Source organism: Microcystis sp. LE19-84.1B, assembly GCF_027531875.1.
GTDB lineage: Bacteria > Cyanobacteriota > Cyanobacteriia > Cyanobacteriales > Microcystaceae > Microcystis > Microcystis panniformis.
Genome location: NZ_JAPZSR010000192.1, coordinates 1 through 17849 on the forward strand (window position 1 = coordinate 1; position 17849 = coordinate 17849).

The window sequence follows — 17849 nt, forward strand, 5'->3', positions numbered from 1 at the left end:
AAATGGGGCGAAAGTCTGTGGACTCTGTGTAAGACAGTACATGGTTTTTTAACTGTGGTATGCGACGGTGGTGGAAGCAGAAACTTAAATCGTGAGGTTTAGGAATCGCCGCACTTTTAGGGCGGCGAGGATGTCAAAATAAGAATAAGTAATGTAAATTTTCTTAGAATCAGCCCCCATGCGTGTAATTCTCATGACCGGTAAAGGAGGCGTGGGTAAAACCTCCGTCGCCGCCGCTACAGGACTCCGCTGCGCCGAACTTGGCTATAAAACCCTAGTTCTCAGCACCGATCCCGCTCACTCTCTCGCTGACAGTTTCGATCTCGAATTAGGTCACGATCCTCGTTTGGTACGTCCCCATCTTTGGGGGGCAGAATTAGATGCACTAATGGAATTAGAAGGCAACTGGGGCGCAGTAAAACGTTACATTACTCAGGTATTGCAAGCTAGGGGTTTAGATGGAGTGCAAGCGGAAGAATTAGCGATTTTACCCGGAATGGATGAGATTTTCGGCTTAGTTCGCATGAAACGCCATTACGATGAGGGTACTTATGATGTGTTGATTATCGATTCCGCACCCACGGGGACAGCTTTACGATTGCTGAGTTTGCCAGAAGTGGGCGGTTGGTACATGAGAAGATTTTACAAACCTTTACAGGGAATGTCGGTGGCATTGCGACCACTGGTGGAACCTTTTTTTCGACCGATCGTCGGTTTTTCCCTGCCGGACAAGGAAGTTATGGATGCTCCCTACGAGTTTTATGAGCAGATCGAGGCTTTAGAAAAGGTTTTGACCGATAATACTCAAACCTCGGTACGTTTGGTGACAAACCCCGAAAAAATGGTGATTAAGGAGTCTTTACGCGCCCATGCCTATCTAAGTCTCTATAATGTTTCCACCGATTTGATTATTGCCAATCGGATTATTCCCGACAAAGTAACCGATCCTTTCTTTGCTCGTTGGAAAGAAAATCAACAGGGTTATAAACAGGAAATTTACGATAATTTTCATCCTTTACCAGTTAAGGAAGTTCCTCTCTACTCCGAGGAAATGTGTGGTTTACCCGCTTTGGAAAGACTGAAAGAAACTCTTTTTGCTGGGGAAGATCCGACGAAGGTTTATTACCAAGAAAACACCATTCGGGTAGTTCAACAGGAAAATAATTACAGTCTGGAATTATATTTACCCGGCATACCCAAGGAACAGATACAACTCAATAAAACTGGAGATGAGTTAAATATTCGCATTGGGAATCACCGTCGTAATTTAGTCTTACCCCAAGCTTTAGCAGCCCTGAAACCTTCCGGAGCAAAAATGGAAGATGATTACCTGAAAATCTCTTTTAGCAACGTGGTGAAAGTGTAATTTCCCCAGAGTAGGTGGGGAAGTGGGAAGTGGGAAGTGGGGAAGTGGGGAATTTCAACTAAAACCCTAAAACCCCATCACCCCATCACCCCATCGCCCCATCACCCTAAAACCCCATCACCCTAACACCAGACAATTGACTTTTTCAACAAACCCTACTGATGATTTTCCCAGAAAAATCAAGAGAGCAGTCTTTTTTCTAACCATGCCAGGACACTTTCAACATCTGCCACTTTTTCTCCTTCAGGTACAGGTGGACGTTGTATCATGACCACGGTTATTCCCAACTCTCTAGCGGCGATAATTTTGGCGTAGGTGGCATCACCGCCGCTATTTTTACTCACGATCGCCCCAATCTTATATTCTTGTAAAAGAGAGCGCTCTGACTGCAAGGAAAAAGGCCCCCGTTCCAATAATAATTTTCCAACCGGTACGATGGCATCTGGTTCCGGAGGGTCAATCATCCGCATCAAAAACCAGATATTTTTTAGATGTGCATAACTTGCCAGTTCTTGCCGACCAATAGTGAGAAATATCCGCGGCGCTAACCCAGGTAAAATATTCGCCGCAGCTTGATTGTTTTCTACTTCAATCCAATTATCTCCAGATACTTTTTCCCAGGCTGGACGACTTAACATTAATCGAGGAATACCACAATCCGAGGCGGCTTGAGCGGCATTAAAGGAAATTTGTGCGGCAAAGGGATGGGTAGCATCAATTAAACAATCAATGCCTTCTTGCCGCAGATAATTGGCTAACCCAGTGGCACCACCAAACCCCCCCCGACGAGAAGGAGTTGTGAGAGTAATCGGTTCTCTCGTGCGACCGGCAAAGGAAGCGATGGCATCTATACCCGGAATTGCCGCAATTTTAGCCGCTAATGCCGCCGCTTCCCCCGTTCCCCCTAAAATCAGCACTCTTTTATTTTTAGTCATCTAGCAATTGCCCAAAGGTTAACTAATTTTCCATCTTCCCACTGGCTCTCTTGGGTGGGTAAAGGAACAAACCACAAAGACACAAAGAACACAAAGATCGATTAACCATCTCTGCCATTACTAGGGTTTTTAACGCCTACCTACTTAAGACTTTTGCTATAGTTCTAGAAGAGGGCTAAAAAAATAGCAAACTAAGGAAATTTCTCCTTTGCTAGTTTTGCCGTGAACAACTATGTTAAAAAAAGTCAATTATCTGCGATCGCTATCCTGTTTCCTCGCTATAATCCTCTGGAGTAGTCCTCTCGGGATTAACTCTAGCCTCGCTGTCAATGATAATTGTCAACTCTCCGAATCGGAAATCAAACAACAAGAAAATCTGCGTCAAACTTCCCCCCAAGAATATAACATTTTATTGCAGAAATATGCTGAACAATTGCGCTTTTGTCGTTCCCGACACTGGTTACAGGAACAAGCGATCTGGTTACGTCTTTACTCCTGTGATACCCGTCCCGGATCGATAGAAAGTATCCTCGATCGCATCGTGGCCAAAGGTTATAATATAGTTTATCTGGAAGTTTTTGCCGATGGTCAAGTCTTGTTACCTCCTAACAATAATCCCACGGTTTGGGATAGCGTGATTAAAAATCCCGGTGCTGGAAATGTGGATTTATTAGCACAGGCGATCGAACAGGGACATAAACGCGGTTTAAAGGTATATGCTTGGTTATTTAGCCTCAATTTTGGCTATGCTTATAGCTTAAAACCCGAGCGACAGGAGGTGTTAGCACGCAATGGTAAAGGACAGGATAGCACCTCTTTTGTCGATGATCGATCCCAAACTTTTGTCGATCCCTACAGTAATCAAGCGCGACAGGATTATTTAATTCTCCTAGAAGCCATTTTACAACGTCGTCCCGATGGAGTTTTATTTGATTATATTCGCTATCCGAGAGGAACAGGAGTCGATTCCGTGGCTGATGATGTCAAAGATTTATGGATTTTTAGTCCAGCATCCCGACAAGCTTTAATTAATCGAGGATTGAATAATAAGGGCAAATTTTTAATCGATCGCTATCTGACTCGTGGTCAAATTTCCCCCCATGATATCGTCGAAGCAGATCGCCTTTATCCCCAAGAAACCGCCCCTCTTTGGCAGGGTAGAATCCCCTTAGAAGAGGAGATGAAACAATCAGTTAAAAGTCGTTTTGATCGCCTCAAATTAGAACTTTGGTTCCTAGCGGTTGCCCATGCTGCCCAGGGTGTAATTGATTATATTAGTTATTTTTCTGCCCTAGTGGAACGTCAGGGAATTCCCGCCGGAGCAGTGTTTTTTCCCGATGGGAATCGTCTTGTGGGTAATCAAGGTTTTGATTCCCGTTTACAAGCTTGGGATAGTTTTCCCCCTTCCCTAGAATGGCATCCCATGTCCTACGCTAATTGTAACGATACTACCTGTGTAGTTAATCAGATCACAAGAGTAGTGGCAAGCAGGGGAAATCAAACTCCTGTTATCCCAGCTTTAGCGGGTTTATGGGGACAACCCTATAACAATCGTCCCCCCTTAGAAGTGCAAATGGCAGCGATTCGCCTAGCTTTTCCCAGTATAGATAGTATCAGTCATTTTGCTTTTTCTTGGCAAGAACCACAATTCGATCGAGCCAGAAGATTTTGTCAAATGTAACCCCATTTACACCTCCACTTTCACTTCCTCTGTCTCTGTTTGTTCCTGTAGTGGGGGGACTATCAAAGGCGGCAGTTCCGGTTCGGCGGTGTTGAGAGTCGGTGTAATATCGACGTAGTTAATCACCGCCCCTAAAATTTTCACTTCCGCTTCTGTTAACTGGTCAGTGGCTTCACTCAAGAGACTAGAACGAGTTATGCCCTGGCGCGTTACCAGAATAATCCCGTCCGCTAGTTCTTCTAAGAGAAGGGCATCATTACAGCTAGACAGAGAAGGAGTATCGACAATCACCAGATCGAAACGGCCGCGAGAATCTTTGAGAATTAATTGTAATTCGCTCGATTCAATGATAGCTGCCGCTTGTTTTTGCGGACCGGGACTAGGCAAAATGGAAAGGTTTTCAATATTTGGGGCCAGCCGGATCGATTTACTTTTTGCCCCGTAGTAAAGTAGGGGTTCTCGGAAAGAATTGGGATCGGGAGTGACTCCGATTTCTTCGGCCTTAGAGGGACTTCTCAGATCTCCTTCTACTAAGAGAGTCCGTCGGCCCGCTAAAGATGCTGCGATCGCCAGATTATAGGCAGTGGCGGTTTTCCCCTCTCCGCCAGTAATACTGGTGACAACAACCACTTTCACCGTTTCGCCGCCGCCAACAAGTCGCAGGGTACTGCGTAAACGTTCGTAGTAGGGGAGATAATTGGCATTAGCATCGGCGAGAATCGGCTCGATTTCCTCGCCCTCTAAATTCCGGACAATGGGCAATTGTCCTAAGAGTAGTATATCCCGACTAACCAAAGCTTCCCGCAATTCTTGGGGACTGTGCAGGCGATCATCGATCACTGCTAACAGGAGAATCGTACCCAATCCGGCTAAAGTTCCCAAACCAGCACCCACCAAGAGAATCAAGGTACGATTCTTGCGGTTAAACACCTGTTCGATCGGTTGAGCAACCGGCGGTTGGGCGACGGTGAGACTACCCACGGTTTCCGCTTCTGCGGCCTGAGCATCCACCAGAGCATTAAGAATATTCTCGTAGATACCCCGTTGAAAGGCGACAGCTTGGGTTAAACGAGCTTGCTGTAGCTGTTTATCGGGGAATTTCTCGTATTGGGAGCGTAATTGCTGTTCCTGAGTCACCAAGGACTCTAATTGTTTCATTAAACCCTCGCGCTGGGTTTGCAGGGTGACTAATTGAGCCGCTAGTTGTTGACGGGTGGCATCGAGATTACTTTGCTGACGGATGCGACTGCTGGGAAGAGCGGTAAGAACGCCATCTTTTCCGATCACCTCGGCGGCTCTTTTTTGTAAGAGAGATTCGTTAACTTGCTGTTGTTTGCGTAATTTAACGACGGTGGGATGTTCGGGACGTAAATCCTTCTGTAGTCGCTCCAATTGGGCTTCCGTGTCCAAGAGCTGCGCTCGGATACTGGCAATAATCGGGTCGGCACTAAGGGCCGAGGAGGTGTAAGCTTGATCGGGGGTTAAATCGAGTTGTTTACTCAGACTATCAATTTGTCCTTGAATGCCTTGCAGTTCTAGGCGAATTTCTCGCTGTTGCTGTTGACTACTGGTGATAGCGGTGAATAAACTCCCGTCTTGAATCGCCAATAAATCTGAACCCTGGGTACTAATGTAGCGATAAAACTTTTCTTCGGCTCTGGTTAAATCTTTTTGGACTTCTTTGAGTCGGACACTGAGAGCTTCTATGCGGGCGCGTAACTGGGAAGTATTCAGCCAGCGACTGTATTCCACCATTTCCTTCATCAAGGTTTCGAGAATTAACTCCGCCTTGGACTGGGAGTCGGCCGTTAACTCTAAAAGTACCTCTTGGGGTTGGTCGGTTTCTCGAGACCGATTGCTATTATTGTTTTGTCCCTCCACTTCACCGGGGAAGGTGATTTTTAAATCTTGATCGCGAATTTTAACCATCTGTTCCTGATTAAATTGCAATTTTTTGGCCGCATTGACCAATACCCGGGGAGACAGCAGTAAATCGCGATCAATAGCCCGCCCTTGTTCTTGCAGTTGGGTTCCTGTACTGGTAAAAGCCGGCGGCGGCACCCGGTAGGCCAATTGTCCCACCGCCCGATAAAAGGTGGGGGGTTTCTCAGGATCGGGTAGGAAAGCAAAGATCACAGAACCGCCTAAACAGACGAGGAAGACGAATATTCCCACAAATTTGTTCTGATCTAGCGAGATGAGAAATCGTTTTACAATTGGTAGAGCCATAGCTTTTTAATATATTCCCAGATTCTTTACATTTTAGCGGTCAAGAGTTATTCTCGGCCTTGAAATCCTAGCTTATGAAGTTGTGTTAAGGAGTGAAGGGAGCCAGTTGCCCCTCAATTATCGGAAGTTATCGAATTGATTGCTAATGTTGAGAATTGTATTGGTAAAACTGGAAAGATCGCGGATGGGTTGAGTAATGATATTAAAAGCGGCGAAAATTTCCCCTAATAGGGTGCGGGTGACGATAATTACGTCTTGATCTTCTAAGGGAACATTTTGGGAGATATCTCCCCTAACTGCCGCTATCGGACTCAAAGTTTGACTAACAATTCCCCCTTTGGCACTGTCAAAACGTAGCAGGGACACTTCATTGACATTAATCCGCAGGCGATCGGAAACCGGTAAACTAGCCACCACATCGAGGAAGGTACTGCCACTGGGAATCGAAACATTTCTCAGGGAAATTCCCGAAGGAAGTGAGGGAGCTAAAACCCTGATGGTAATATTCTGCTGGGTGAGGGTGGTTCTAGCCACCAGGGTGCGATTATATCCCGTTTCTTGGCCTACTTCCAGCTTGGAAACAATCACCGCATCGCCCCCTTGCAGACGCAGATCTGGCAAGCGGTCTCCTTTAACTAAGGGAGTATAAAGGTCAAGTTTCTCCTCTAATACTGTACCATCGACTAAAACCCGACGGACAACGATCGAACGCAGATCTGCTCTGGGGGTGCCGCCACCCGCCGCCAAAAGTACCTGCGCTAGGGGAGTATTAGGAGCAACACTATAAAACCCCGGTCGCTGTACCTCTCCCAGAATGGTTAACTGGACGGGACGGGCAGTGGTTAAAACAGCAATCACTTCCGGTTCCTCCCGCAGGTATTTTCGCCCCAATTCGAGGCGGATCTTAGTTTGCACTTCGTCTAAAGTCAAGCCCAGCACCGGAATACGCCCTAAAATCGGCACCAGAAAATTCCCATCGGGATCCACTGGCCCCGTGGAATTAAATTCGGGAAAATCGGGAACCGAGACAGTAATTTGATCGCCGATATCAAGTCGATAGGCCTGAATTTGTCGGGATTGGGAATTATTGGGAGAGTAAGCCGGTGGACTATAGCCGGTAGGGGGAATCGTGTTTTCAGGAAAGGTGGGATTAGGCGGTTCGGGGGGCAAAAATTCCAACCCAGTTCCGGGTTGAGTCTGGGGTATGGACAAAGAACCCTGGGCCTTGAGGCTCTCGGAGGGAATTACCCAGAAGAATCCTGTCAGACTAAACCCTGATAAGGCTATGGCCCCGGTTCTGAAGAAACTAACTGGCAAAAACTTGTTGAGCATTGGTGGAATCATACAGACAGATATATCAATTTATTTTCTGAGAGTTATCTAGTGGGAGAGGAACAAAGAAGCCATTAAGGACTAGAAAAGTGCCTTGAGCTAGTTTTTTCAAAGAGATGGTTGGGAGCAGCAAAATCACTTTTCTTTTTTGGTCTCAGGCAGAGAAGTTAATTGACTTAAGACATTTTGTTCTAAGTAACTTTGAACTTCCGCGGCGAGATTGAGAGCAAAGGGAGTGAGAGTTTGCAGTTCTTTCGTCGGTTCTAAGGGAATCAGCAAGGAAACGGCTATCCAGGGTACTCTCTGTCTTTTTAATTGCGCCCATTGGTCAAGCCAATACCAAACAGAGGGATCGTAATGACCACCACCTAGCCAAGCATACCATTGCACCACGGCAAAGGTATTTTGTGTCCAAGCACGATAGAATCTGGCCGTGGCCTTTCCTCCCGACTGGGTGGGAATTGATAGCTCGGTTGTTTCCCCCTGATTCCAATGACTAATCGAATTGATATCCGACCATTCTAATCCCGGTTGATTTTTATAGTAGTCCTGTGGCTTTAAAAGCACGGTGATCCTCTTGCCATCGGGACTTTCCACCACTTGTACCGACCATTTTCCCTCACCGATTTGGCCTTGGCTCTGGTCGATGGTTTTCAGGTCAGACAACTCGACTCCCGATTTTTGGATGACCCGCATTTTCTGAATATTAGCGATTCTCGGTTGATCTGCCCAAGACCAATGGCCAGAAATTAAATTGGGCAGGATACCGCCTAAAATCAACAGCAGCAGCAGGCACAACAGCAGTAAATAATTACCCGGGAGCTTTTTTTTGACTTTATCTAACACTAAAGTTACCTCGGCTGGAATTTTTTGACTAATCATCCTGGTTACTTTCCCCTTGAGCTAGGGACTGTTTCTTGACCGCCTCGCGATACTGCATGATTTGGAAGACCAAAAAGATGAGTAATAACATAAAGACGGAGTATAAATCACCCCCCCAGCTATCGTGGAGTAATTTAAAGTTTTCCTCTTGTCCTGTGCCGTGAAACCAGGCTAAAAGCGCGTTACGAATGATATTAGCCCCGACACTAATTCCCAAGGCACTGAGGAGCATAAAGCAGGTTTTGCGACCGTTTTCGATGGTATTAGTCCAATGGAGCAGCAGCAGCGTGACGTAAAGACTGGTGAATAACATTTTCAGCCCTGCACAGTAGGGAGCGACTTCCACCATCCTACCTTCCACCGCTATATAGACACCGTCAACGGAGACATCTAAGCCTGCTTGCTGGAGAATAAAACCAGCGCAAGCAGCAATAAAAACCTGTAGGGGTAGGGTATAGGGAGTGATCAGGTAGGGTATGGGATTAGGAGTCGCTAAAGCTGTTAAAAGTAGGGGAAATCCCTGTAATTTAAAACCTTCCGTTCCTTTTAACCAGAGACAGATTCCCGCTAAAATAATCGGGAAAGACATACTAACCCAAAGAGAGGAACCGAGGAGATAAAAAATCGCTCCTAGGGTTAACAAAAACGCTCCGAGGGGATGGGAGCGATCTTCGAGGCGTTGCCATTTTTTGCGATTCTGCCAGACAATATAGGCGGCGTAGGGAAGGCCAATCAAGCCGTGGCTAAAGTATTCGTGTTCGATGCTGATCGATTTATTCAGCCAACCATCATACCAATGAAAGATCACCGGACCATAGATAACCGCCAAGAAACCGATAATCAGCCAAGATTGCCGATTTTTCTGGGAGACGGGGGATAGGGAAGGACTAATACCCATAGGACAGAGCGATTTAGTGACAAATTCTGAATTTATGTTACCCGATGATCGCAGTGATCTGTTCAACCACGATGTCAATTTGCTCCTCGCTGATACCGGGGTACATGGGCAGAGAGACAATTTCTTCACAGAGAGTCTCTGCATGAGGAAAGTCTCCCTGTTGATAACCCAGGTAGCGATAGGCCGGTTGCAGATGACAAGGAATCGGATAATGAATGCCGGTTTGAATACCGACGGCAGTTAATTGTTCTTGTAGTTGTTGGCGAGGGACGGGACAATGGGCAAGGAGGCGAATAACGTAGAGATGATAGACATGACCGGTCTCGGTTTCGTCTCGTATGGGTAAAATGCCCTTATCGGCTAAAGGAGCCAAAAGCCGGTCGTATTGTCTTGCCGCTCGCTGACGGGCCCGATTCCAGCCTTCCAGATGGGGTAATTTAACATTTAAAATGGCGGCTTGTATGCTGTCTAAACGGCTATTAGTGCCGATATCGGTGTGAAAATACTTGCTCGGTGCGCCATAATTTCTTAAACTACGGGCTTTTTGGCTAATTTCGGGATCATTGCTCACTAACATTCCGCCATTGCCAAAAGCACCTAAATTTTTACTGGGATAAAAACTAAACCCCGCCGCCACACCGACACTGCCGGCGCGATAACCTTCTCTACTGGCTAAATGGGCCTGGGCCGCATCTTCAAAGATGGTCAGATTATGGCTGCGGGCAAAATCCTCTAATTGTTGGGGTGATACCATCTGTCCGTACAGGTGTACGGGTAGAATGGCGCGGGTGTTGGGGGTAATTTTTTGGGCGGCCGCCGCGAGGTCAATTAAGGCCGTATCGAGGTGACAATCAACTAAAACTGGTTTGGCTCCCGCTTGAATAACACCCATGAGGGTAGCGACAAAGGTATTAGCGGGGACTAGCACTTCATCCCCGGCACCGATGCCGTAAGCTTGTAAAGCCAGGGCAAGAGCAGCAGTGCCAGAAGCGACTCCCACAGCATACTCGACTCCGCAAGCTTGGGCAAAGGCGGTTTCAAATTCGGCTAAAGCTTGGCCTAAAACAAAATCTCCTCGGTCGATAACTGTTTGGATTGCCTCGGCAATTTTTGCTTGTAGGGGCTGATTTTGCCAAGTTAAATCAACAAAGGGAACTTTGATTAAATGGGAATTCATCTATTGCTTGTTTAGGGAGATATTATTAAGTATTCAAGAGACTAGCATAGGTTTGATCAAGTTGTCTAGATTTGTAGGCTCTCTTGTCCTTGTGTTCTTTGTGCCTCTGTGGTTTATCCTTAATCCTTCTGGGATAACCTGAGAAAAAGTATAGGCTAGGCTAGATTCTAACCCAGCTAAACCAAGAGAGCCGATTGGTATTCAGGGGGTTTGGCCTTGACTTGGCCAAAAGAATCAAGTTGACTGCCTAGCTATTTATTTTTGCCGCCAAACTTTGAAGATAATTACTAAGTGGGTGGGTGGAATTAAATATAAGATGAACGTAGGTTGGGTTGAAGCATGAAACCCAACGCCTCAACGGATTTAGTATAAGAAGTTAAGAACGGGAAAAGGCCAAGAGTTTTCCCGGTTTGATAAAAAGAGAGATTAATATTAAATATTTGTAAAGTTTTTTGCCTAAGTTACCTTTCTGTGGTATGCAAATCTTTACTGCTCCGATTCGGGGGTTTCTTGGGAGGTGTCATCGTTGTTGGTTTCTCGCTGGGGACTTGCGCTTTGATAATGTACCATTTATGGCTTGTCTGATTCTTCTACAGAGCGACTGTCTGGCTGGGATATTATTCCTACGCAGGTCCCCTGGGTTATTGCTGAGGTCGAGGTCTTGCAGGGAGGTGAGTTGAGCGAGCGCTTCTGGAATCTCCCTGATTTGGTTATTGTAGAGGTAGAGGTTTTGCAGGGGGGTGAGTTGAGCGAGCGCTTCTGGTATCTCGCTGATTTGGTTATTGTTGAGGTAGAGGTATTGCAGGGAGGTGAGTTGAGCGATTTCGGGGGGAATTTCTGTTAAGTTTCTGCCGTACAGATGTAACGCTCCTTTGTCCTTTGCCCGTTGAATTAACTCTAATACTACCTGTGCTGTCATTGACCATTCCCCCGCTACTATATTTACTCCATTTTGGCAAAAGTATCGGGTTAATACAACTGGTTGAGACCTCATCAGCTTGAGTTGAGTTTCTGGAGAGTGAACTGAAAACTCGCATCTGATAAGCTGCCCGCGCATTTAAATTGCTTGTTGAGACGAGGCAAGAGGCAACCCCCCCAACCCCCCCGACATCGGGGGGGCAAGAGGTAAGACCCCCTCGACATCGGGGGGCAAGGGGGGGTCAGCTAATCTAAGCATAGGCGGTTAAGATACGTCTTAGCTTAACCGATAACTGAGTGACTAAAGTTGAGAATTCCCTTAAGATAAAGTAAATAAGTGTAAAGAAACTGAAAGTTAGCCTACACCCTTGCTGAAAAAATTCTCATTGTCTAGAAGTGCTATGCTCAATCGTTTTTGCCGAGGAATCTCGATCGCTCTTGTCATTGGTGTCATTAGCTGTCTGGGTTGGATTATCTGCCCAAATCAAGCTCTAGCGGTGAATAATCCCGAATTACTGCCCAATGAAACCACTCCGATCGTTGATTTAGCCAATTATCTACCCGCAAAACAGGAAGAGGCATTAATCCAAGATATCGAGACATTTCAAGGGGAAACCGGCTGGAAAATGCGAGTTTTAACCCAATATGACCGCAGCCCTGGCCGAGCAGTGATTAATTTCTGGGGATTGGATGATAAAAGTATTCTCCTAGTGGCCGATGGTCGCGGCGGTAATCTACTATCTTTTAGTATTGGTGATGCCGTCTATGAATTTTTACCCCGCACTTTTTGGATCGAATTACAGGCCCGTTTCGGTAATATGTATTTTGTCCGGGAAAATGGCGAAAATAACGCGATCGTACAATCCTTAGACACGGTAAAAGGCTGTTTAGTTAAAGGTGGTTGTGCGGTGGTCCCCGGTTTACCGAGGGAACAGTGGATTTTAACTTTAATTACCTCAATTGTCGGCGGTTTAGTCTTCGGTTTTGCCGGTATTCCTCGCAAAGAAGGACAGGTTTTCGCTTGGCAATGGGTTTTAATTGTCTCTCCCCTCTGGTTTATCCTCTTTGTTGCTTTTGGCATCGGACCGGTGGTTACTCGCACCAGTGAATTACTGCCCCTTTTCCGCAATTTAATCGGTTTTACCCTTGGAATTTTAGTCGCCTATCTTTCCCCTCGTTTTAATTCCCTCAACGCCTCAAAAACCTAAAAATTAGCGGCTTTTCAGTGATCAGTAATCAGTAATCAGTGAAAAGAAAGTAGCGAAGTTTTTACCTATAAGGGACTTGCGTGGGAATAATATCCCAATCGATCGGAGGGCGCAAGCATTGCGCCCCTACAGTAACGGATTTTGTCCACAATGTAGGGGCGAACTGCGTTCGCCCAAAAGGTACATTATCAAAGCGCAAGTCCCTAACGGATAGCTGACGGCAGCCCCTTATGGTTCGATCGATCTAGCTCTGTTACAATTAGAAACATTGTGGAGTGAGTGAGATAACGTTTATGTGGGTTAATACTCAAAGTGAGATTATTAGTAAGGTTTTGCCGCCAGCAGTACGTCTGTTCTTAAGAACGCAAGTAGAACAGATAGAAGATTTAGAAATGCAGCTGCAAGGTCATGATCGGCAAATTTTGCGCGGTTATATTCCCGGGGTATTTTTAGCCGTAGGAAAAGCGATTTATCAGGGTTTACATCTAGGTAAAGCGCAATTAAGAGGGGAAAATATTCGTCTTAATATCGGGCAGGTTTTGCGAGGGAAACCCCTAAAGATTTTGGAACCTATTCGGGTTAGCGGTGAGGTGGAAATTAACGAACAGGATTTAAATAATTCGATCGCCTCGACTATTTTAGTTAATGCTTTTGCCGATTTACTAATTTTTTCCCTAGAAAATAACGGAATTGTTAACGCCAGAGAAATTATCTCACAACAGCGTTTTAACTGGAAAAATGTTCTCTTAAATCAGGGTTATTTCTCTCTTCTCGGCCACAGAGAAACAGGTGCAGAAGTAATTTTTAGCGCTGATATTACCCTAGAAGATGCCCGCACTTTAGGGATTAATCCCCGACAATGGCAAGGTTTAGCCCCAGATTTATCTATTGATTTGCAACCTTTTACCGTCGATTTAGGCAAAGATGTGGAGATTAAATCTTTTATTCTTGACGATCAAACTCTTTTCTGTCAGGGAAGTTTTTTGATTTTACCTTAACAATAAACGGGATAATTGCGGGGGGTTAACTTAGTTTAACCCACCTAGTTATTACGCCAGATTTTGTGGCTTTTCTCGCGAAACAGGTGCAAGATTTTGAGAGAATCGTGCTTCAAAACCTTGCGTCTTCATCGGCCCGCGTCCTGTAGGGGCGAAGCATTCGGATAAAAAATCTACGGTTTCACCGATAGGTTATTGCCCGAATGCTTCGCCCGTACTTTTTGCCGCAAACCCTAATTAGGGCTTGCTGAATAAATCTAAAAACCTTGTTAGATTAAGGCTTTTTCAGGGGGAAAATTCACACCCCACACCCCACACCCTGCCCCCACCAATAAACTTTTTCAGCAAACCCTAATTATTACCCCGGATTTTGTGCAATTAAAATAACTGTTTGTATTAGTCCAACTAGAAGACCGAGAATACCACCAAGATTAACAATTCCCTGTAATTCCTGTTTAACAATTCCTTGAATGGCATTTTCCAGATCGGCCGGGGAAGTAGCATTCACCCGATCGCGGATTACCTGATCAATGTTGAGAATTGGGATAATTTGGGCGACTAATTTCTCTAAATCTTCCTCTAGATAACGCTCTAAAATTAACGCTAACTCTTGACTAATTACCCCTAATGATGTAGTCATTGACCCCGAAGATTGCAGACGATTAATAATTAAATTAGCGATTTGATGCCAGTCGATCGTTTGTCCAAAATCTTGCAAAAATTGTTCGCCACTTTCTTGAATATAAATTCGCACCGTGTCTCTGGTGGTTTTCCGCAATTGTCTGACGGTGGAGATAGGTAAATTTTGTAAAGAGATACTTTGTAACCAGTTTTTCAGACGATTACGCATCTCTAAAGATAGTAATAATTCTTTGATTCTGGTATTAGCTAAATCCTTTTCATCAAGGCAAAAAGTGCGTAAGCGAGCGAGGGCATTGCGTAAACCAAATAAATTGGCTACTACCCAATAGGTTCCACTGGTTTTTTCCCGAAATCCTTCATCGATAACCTGAATATTGCGATCGGTTAAAAAATCGATTAAAGCTAGACGGATAACATCGGGGGGTAGGACAGTTTCTAATAGCCAATCGGAGAATTGTCGCGCCTGTTGTTCACTGAGAGAAAATTCCAAGACTAGGCGATCAAAAATTTGATTGATCTGTTTTTCTAAAAAGTCCTGTCGTCGGGCTAAAACTTTGAGTAATCTCGCTAAAGATTCCCCGAATAAATCGTGAAGAATCGCCGCCAAAATCTCGGCCGTTTTTGCTTGCCGATCGCCTTTGATTTGTTTTAAAGCTAATTGTAACAGCCAGAGTATCGCCCCCTGTACCCTTTCGGTGTCGAGGAGTCGTTTAGCCAGTTTTTGTAGTTCCTCGGGGGTTAACAGGGAACCCATGATCGTATCCGATACCCGGACAGCTAGTCGATCTTGATTGCGAGGAATTAGCCCCGGGGTGAAGGGAAGAGGACGCTTACCGATATAAATCGCTTTGTAGGGACGAAATAGCATTTTTATGGCTACATCGTTCGTAAAATAGCCAATAATTGCCCCCGCGATCGGCGGTAATATCCATGTCCAAAGAGTAGGGAGATTCAATTTAGCAGCAAAAAATAAACGGAAATGTCAGTAGGTTATTTCTTCAAGACTAACACTCCCATCAGTCCTGCTAGGAGTGGATAGTGAACAGCGCTGGAAAATCCCGACTGATAGCCTAATTTTACCTGTTCTCGGCCCTGGGGAAAGCGATCGATACTGGGACTAATATAAGCGTACTGGTCAGTTAAACCGTAGCGCTCGGCAGCGGGAACGACGATATGCTCGAGATACCAGTTTTGGAATAATTTGGCGATGGTTTCGGTGGGTTGATGGAAGTCCAGAATCGCCGCTTTAGCGCCCGGTTTCAGGACTCGGTATAATTCCCCCAAACATTGGGCAATATCCACCACATTGCGTAATCCATAGCCAATAGTGGCACAATCAAAGCTAGAATCGGCAAAGGGTAAATTGAGGGCATCTCCTTCCATCCAGTTAATATTAGTGGCGCTAAAACGTTGACGGGCGATTTTTAATTGTTGTGGGGAAAAATCTAGTCCGATCACTTGGCCGGTTTTACCCACTTGTTTTGATAATAGGTTAGTTAGGTCGCCGCTACCACAACAGACATCGAGGGCAAAATCGCCTTTTTCGGGTTGACACCACTTGACTGTCATTAATTTCCAGACGCGGTGTAATCCTAAACTTAATTCTTGATTAAGTCGGTCATATTCGGGAGCGATCTGATCAAAAATTGCCTGTATTTCTGTGGAGTTAGGTGAGGATTGATTGGACATTTTTTTAACGGAGGCAGGGGGCAGGGGGCAGGAGGCCGTTTTTGTAACGGGGATTTATGGCCCGCTCCAAAAACTTTTCGCCTTAAAAGTCGAGGTTTTAGACCCGATTTTTTCGATAATATAGCATCAGAGAAAATCCCAGATCAAGTTATACCATTCTATCCTATCTGCGCCCACGGGGATAAGCTGTTGACCATCCACAGCAGTTATCTTCATGGTGGGCAACAGTAGCTTAAGTAGCTGGTTATAATTAAATTAAAAATGGATTTTAGGTTCGATCCTCCCTTAATCCCCCCTTAATCCTAGGGTTGATTCATAGTAGGGTTGATTCATGAATCAACCCTACCTTGATAAGCTATCCATTAGTCACATCTTTCTTAACATAAAATTTGACAAAAAGAGAAAAGTGTGCAATATGGCTCAAGGGGGTTCTATGGGGGGACCAATTTGATGAGATAGTTTCCAAGTCTGGCTAATATCATGTTACCTTCCCAGTCCCAACCAAATAGTTTTAACACCTGGTTCACCGTCGCCTTTTCTACCTAAAAACCCCCCAAGAGAAGCAATCATTCTGACCGCTTCTCGAAAGGAGGGCGGCTTTTCAGGTGGCGGACTCTTTTTATGAATAGTGGCACACAAAGATTGCCATTCATGTTCTTCCAAAAAACTTTCACAACTCTCCTCTCCGTGTAAGCGTGCTTGATAGGTTAACCAAAGTAATCTCCAAGCTACAATTGAATAGGTAGCTAAAGCCATCTCAATTCTCCGACCCGTTTCTAATTGCAGTTTTTCTAATCCACAACCACTTTTTAAAACAAAATGATAGCGTTCTATCAACCAGCGATAACTATACCAGCGCCCACAGTTTATCGCCGATTCAAAGCTACTAATGTCTAGGCTAGTTAAGAGGAGCCAACTGATAGGATTAACTCCGCTATGGGCGGATTTTCTTCTTCGGCTAAAATCACCTGTAATTTGACCGGTTGACGAGGGGTCGCCTTGCAGTGATGGCTAGGTACTTGTATTTCAAAACTGGCAAATCTAACTGTTAGTTTAGCTAGTCTAGCCTCGTGATTAGGATTGCGTTTTACTTGCACATCTAGGCTACCACAGGCTTTTATTTCTCTGATGGATTGATGTAAATATTTAGTCTCTGGATGCCCTGACCTTTGCTTTTCTTCGAGATAGTTAACTTTTCGGTTATGAGTTCCTCGGATTAGTACATGAGAGGCGCGGACTTCTTGATTGGGCAAATAAATCAAATATGTCTGCCTCACAATCTCCGATTGTTACTACTTGAATATTTTCGGGTATTTGTTGTTGTGTTTCTGACAAAGAATCTAACCATCTTTGACTTTCTTTTTCTTGAGTTTCTCTTTTTTTTCTTTGCTTGGCAATCCCTAAATTCTTTTCTTCTCTTGCCCAGACATATTGATTAATCAGTCCTAAAGGTATTCCTGGCGGTGACACTCCTAAGGTGGTATGAACTTTGAGACCAAAGGATGTTTTACAATCTAGATAACCCATTCCTTTTTTGGCTTTTTGGGTCGTAAAGTCTAAACTTGTTGTGTCTTGCACTGCCAAAACTATTTGATGTTTTTTGATTCTTTCTACTGTACTTTTGGCCTGGGCGGCAATTAGATCTGAGGGGTGAAAATAGGGGGAATTCCAAAAGTCATAGGTGGCACTCGCTGCCGCTAGATTTCCTGAAGCTTGTGACACATTTGTACTAAGTTGGCTGGCCAAGTTTTCCACGATACTGATTAACCTTTTCTTTCTTCTGGTGTCCCCTAGGTCTGCATACTGTAATTCTTGGGCTGCCCATTTCTCCATTTTTTTGCTTACCTCTACCTTGATTCCTTCTTTCAAAACTATACCTATCAATCGTTTCCCT

The 17849-nt window shown here is 45.0% G+C and carries 13 protein-coding genes and 1 pseudogene; 4 read left to right on the top strand and 10 right to left on the bottom strand.

All coding sequences use genetic code 11. The annotated features are described in order from the left end of the window. The first annotated feature begins 178 nt into the window (after positions 1-178). The gene (locus O9324_RS11270) at positions 179-1366 is read left to right on the top strand and encodes a TRC40/GET3/ArsA family transport-energizing ATPase (RefSeq protein WP_002769910.1); all 1188 of its coding nucleotides are present in this window, start codon (positions 179-181) and stop codon (positions 1364-1366) included. Positions 1367-1545: 179 nt separating this feature from the next. Here the strand turns inward: O9324_RS11270 and O9324_RS11275 are convergent, their stop codons facing one another. After that, entirely contained in the window at positions 1546-2301 is a 756-nt protein-coding gene (locus O9324_RS11275) for a cobalt-precorrin-6A reductase (RefSeq protein WP_287630575.1), read from the bottom strand. A 232-nt stretch (positions 2302-2533) separates the two neighbouring features. Between O9324_RS11275 and O9324_RS11280 the strand changes: the two genes are divergently transcribed. Next, a complete protein-coding gene (locus O9324_RS11280; protein ID WP_288140227.1) occupies positions 2534-3982 on the top strand; it encodes a family 10 glycosylhydrolase in 1449 nt (482 codons plus the stop codon). A 6-nt stretch (positions 3983-3988) separates the two neighbouring features. On the opposite strand, the gene O9324_RS11285 is transcribed toward O9324_RS11280, so the two are convergent. From O9324_RS11285 to O9324_RS11310, 6 genes are all read right to left on the bottom strand, one after another. After that, positions 3989-6211 (bottom strand): GumC family protein, encoded by a 2223-nt coding sequence (locus O9324_RS11285; protein ID WP_287630573.1) that lies wholly within the window; start codon positions 6209-6211, stop codon positions 3989-3991. 117 nt (positions 6212-6328) lie between these two features. Continuing rightward, positions 6329-7543: a polysaccharide biosynthesis/export family protein gene (locus O9324_RS11290; protein WP_288140228.1), complete on the bottom strand. Its 1215-nt coding sequence runs from the start codon at positions 7541-7543 to the stop codon at positions 6329-6331. A gap of 135 nt (positions 7544-7678) precedes the next feature. Then, the gene (locus O9324_RS11295; RefSeq protein ID WP_288140229.1) at positions 7679-8425 is read right to left on the bottom strand and encodes a cyanoexosortase B system-associated protein; all 747 of its coding nucleotides are present in this window, start codon (positions 8423-8425) and stop codon (positions 7679-7681) included. Then, entirely contained in the window at positions 8418-9323 is a 906-nt protein-coding gene (gene crtB, locus O9324_RS11300; RefSeq protein WP_288140230.1) for a cyanoexosortase B, read from the bottom strand. The genes O9324_RS11295 and crtB overlap by 8 nt, the downstream gene beginning before the upstream one ends. 37 nt (positions 9324-9360) lie before the next feature. Continuing rightward, the gene (locus O9324_RS11305) at positions 9361-10500 is read right to left on the bottom strand and encodes a DegT/DnrJ/EryC1/StrS family aminotransferase (protein WP_288140231.1); all 1140 of its coding nucleotides are present in this window, start codon (positions 10498-10500) and stop codon (positions 9361-9363) included. Positions 10501-11020: 520 nt separating this feature from the next. Next, positions 11021-11419, bottom strand: a complete 399-nt coding sequence (locus O9324_RS11310; RefSeq protein ID WP_353851707.1) for a leucine-rich repeat domain-containing protein — start codon at positions 11417-11419, stop codon at positions 11021-11023. A 400-nt stretch (positions 11420-11819) separates the two neighbouring features. Between O9324_RS11310 and O9324_RS11315 the strand changes: the two genes are divergently transcribed. Beyond that, complete coding sequence (locus tag O9324_RS11315; RefSeq protein WP_002790638.1) at positions 11820-12626, top strand: TPM domain-containing protein; 807 nt, start codon at positions 11820-11822, stop codon at positions 12624-12626. Positions 12627-12919: 293 nt separating this feature from the next. Continuing rightward, the gene (locus O9324_RS11320) at positions 12920-13624 is read left to right on the top strand and encodes an LmeA family phospholipid-binding protein (RefSeq protein ID WP_193955612.1); all 705 of its coding nucleotides are present in this window, start codon (positions 12920-12922) and stop codon (positions 13622-13624) included. Positions 13625-13982: 358 nt separating this feature from the next. Here O9324_RS11320 and O9324_RS11325 read toward each other — a convergent pair whose 3' ends face one another. From O9324_RS11325 to O9324_RS11335, 3 genes and pseudogenes are all read right to left on the bottom strand, one after another. Beyond that, positions 13983-15221, bottom strand: coding sequence for a DUF445 domain-containing protein (locus O9324_RS11325; RefSeq protein ID WP_288140232.1), 1239 nt, complete (start codon positions 15219-15221; stop codon positions 13983-13985). Positions 15222-15256: 35 nt separating this feature from the next. Continuing rightward, positions 15257-15955, bottom strand: a complete 699-nt coding sequence (ubiE, locus tag O9324_RS11330; RefSeq protein WP_002769893.1) for a bifunctional demethylmenaquinone methyltransferase/2-methoxy-6-polyprenyl-1,4-benzoquinol methylase UbiE — start codon at positions 15953-15955, stop codon at positions 15257-15259. A 420-nt stretch (positions 15956-16375) separates the two neighbouring features. Beyond that, a pseudogene (locus O9324_RS11335) lies at positions 16376-17788 on the bottom strand (IS4 family transposase). Positions 17789-17849: the final 61 nt, after the last annotated feature.

Coding starts and splice junctions, on each gene's coding strand:
- O9324_RS11270 (WP_002769910.1), top strand. CDS start 179: ATGCGTGTAATTCTCATGACCGGTAAAGGAGGCGTGGGTAAAACCTCC.
- O9324_RS11275 (WP_287630575.1), bottom strand. CDS start 2,301: ATGACTAAAAATAAAAGAGTGCTGATTTTAGGGGGAACGGGGGAAGCG.
- O9324_RS11280 (WP_288140227.1), top strand. CDS start 2,534: ATGTTAAAAAAAGTCAATTATCTGCGATCGCTATCCTGTTTCCTCGCT.
- O9324_RS11285 (WP_287630573.1), bottom strand. CDS start 6,211: ATGGCTCTACCAATTGTAAAACGATTTCTCATCTCGCTAGATCAGAAC.
- O9324_RS11290 (WP_288140228.1), bottom strand. CDS start 7,543: ATGCTCAACAAGTTTTTGCCAGTTAGTTTCTTCAGAACCGGGGCCATA.
- O9324_RS11295 (WP_288140229.1), bottom strand. CDS start 8,425: ATGATTAGTCAAAAAATTCCAGCCGAGGTAACTTTAGTGTTAGATAAA.
- crtB (WP_288140230.1), bottom strand. CDS start 9,323: ATGGGTATTAGTCCTTCCCTATCCCCCGTCTCCCAGAAAAATCGGCAA.
- O9324_RS11305 (WP_288140231.1), bottom strand. CDS start 10,500: ATGAATTCCCATTTAATCAAAGTTCCCTTTGTTGATTTAACTTGGCAA.
- O9324_RS11310 (WP_353851707.1), bottom strand. CDS start 11,419: ATGACAGCACAGGTAGTATTAGAGTTAATTCAACGGGCAAAGGACAAA.
- O9324_RS11315 (WP_002790638.1), top strand. CDS start 11,820: ATGCTCAATCGTTTTTGCCGAGGAATCTCGATCGCTCTTGTCATTGGT.
- O9324_RS11320 (WP_193955612.1), top strand. CDS start 12,920: ATGTGGGTTAATACTCAAAGTGAGATTATTAGTAAGGTTTTGCCGCCA.
- ubiE (WP_002769893.1), bottom strand. CDS start 15,955: ATGTCCAATCAATCCTCACCTAACTCCACAGAAATACAGGCAATTTTT.